The organism is Actinomycetota bacterium, assembly GCA_005774595.1.
GTDB lineage: Bacteria > Actinomycetota > Coriobacteriia > Anaerosomatales > D1FN1-002 > D1FN1-002.
On the sequence record VAUM01000380.1, the window covers coordinates 1 to 1,641 of the forward strand.

Consider the following 1,641-nt stretch of genomic DNA (forward strand, 5'->3'; position numbering starts at 1 on the left):
ACGACCGGCGACGCTTTGCTGCTTGGCGCCGAGCGCCAGGTTCTCGAAGTCGATGTATACCGCGAGCGAGTGTGCTTCGTCTGCCATGGCGGTTCTCCTGACCTGCGGTTATCGCGTTCCCATCGTCCGCCCGCGCAGCGCCGTTCGTGACCGAGTCGGCACCCTTTCGGCACCTTCTCGGCCGATCGCGTCGCGCGCGGGACGGGTGTCCCCTCGGGGGAATGATGACACACGCGGCCGACGCGGGGACGGTGACGCGATCCCGGCGAGACCGAGCACCAGCCTTCCCGCTCTCTGATCTCCGCGGAACACCTGGTGTTCGGGTTGGGTATGTCGGGTCCCCGTGTCTGTGGGGTCGTCTGGTCACGTCATCTTGTATGCAGGCGGTGACGAAGCCCGCTCACGCTTCTTCAGCGCAGGCCAATCGGGGTCAGGGTGACTGCGGGTGTCTGCCGGGGCTATGCTCCTGACCTGCGGTTATCGCACTTCCGTCGTCCGCCCGCGCAGTACGGGCCGCCGCACATGGTACTGTCATAGGAGTGGACCGACAAACGGGGGCAGGTCACCTATCCGCGCTCCCAGAAGTCGGCGGGCTCCTCTGCCTCAGTCTGTGTCGTGATCTTGGATTCCGTGCGTGCCCTTCGAACCTCAATCAGGAAGTAGCGACCGAACAGCACGACGCCCAGCAGGCTCGCCGAGGACGCGACGCCGAAGGCGAAAGCCGGACCGACTACCCCGCCGTGTTCCTGCGCCCGGAAAAGCGCCTGTCCGAGCACGGTCGACCCCAAGATGCAAAGCACGAACGGTATCGGTCGCCACAAGTCCAGACCGGGGCGGCGAATGAGCAGTGCCGCTCCGGCAAGTACGATTGCGCCGACGGCCGCGCCTCCGTACCACCACGGATGGCGACCCAGCACCGCGTCAGATTCCGCATAGCGCGGAACGAGCACAAGGGCGAAGAGAACGAGGCCGACCACACACACTAGGAACATCGTGCAGAACAAGAACAGAGCGGTCTCGCGCTTGCCATGCGGAGCCTCTCGCACACGCATTTCTGGCATGCTCATGTGCGTTCGATCACCCTTCTTGCCTCGGCTGCGAAGCCTTCGCGGCATCGAGCGCGTCAACGAGCGTGTCGGTCTCTCCCGCGAAGACCACGGCACCGGTGGGCTTGCGCTCGGGGGCGGCTGCCGCCTTCGTCTTGCAGCCCGACAGCGGCACCGAGACCACGAGCATGGTGGCGACGAGCACGGGACAGGTCAGCGCGCGGGCGATGCGCGCGCGCAGGGGGCGGATGGGGTTCGAGGCCGTGCCGTCGGTCACCACGCCGACCACCTCCGCTCGCAGTATGCCATCAGGTCGTCCACGGCCAGTCTCGCTTCGTCCGCCACGCCACCGAAGGTCGCCAAGTCGCCCGCGGCGGCCACGAAGTCGGTGATGGCGCGGTCGAGGTCGGCGGGTGAGGGTGGGGACGCAGAACGATTCCACCCGCTCACGTCGAGATACGGTTCATCAGTACGTCGCACACGGCGTAGACCCACGACGGCACCCACGCCGCAGTCATCAACGCCCACACCGAGGCTTCAGCGACACGTTGCGCGTCCTGCTGATTCCAGGTGCAGAGCCGGCCCATTAGGACGC

At 66.4% G+C, this 1,641-nt stretch carries 2 protein-coding genes; both read right to left on the minus strand.

Annotation, left to right across the window (positions count from 1 at the left end):
- Positions 1–566: 566 nt before the first annotated feature.
- Positions 567–1,067 (minus strand): hypothetical protein, encoded by a 501-nt coding sequence (locus FDZ70_10290; GenBank protein ID TLM66842.1) that lies wholly within the window; start codon positions 1,065–1,067, stop codon positions 567–569.
- Positions 1,068–1,077: 10 nt separating this feature from the next.
- The gene (locus FDZ70_10295; protein ID TLM66843.1) at positions 1,078–1,323 is read right to left on the minus strand and encodes a hypothetical protein; all 246 of its coding nucleotides are present in this window, start codon (positions 1,321–1,323) and stop codon (positions 1,078–1,080) included.
- Positions 1,324–1,641: the final 318 nt, after the last annotated feature.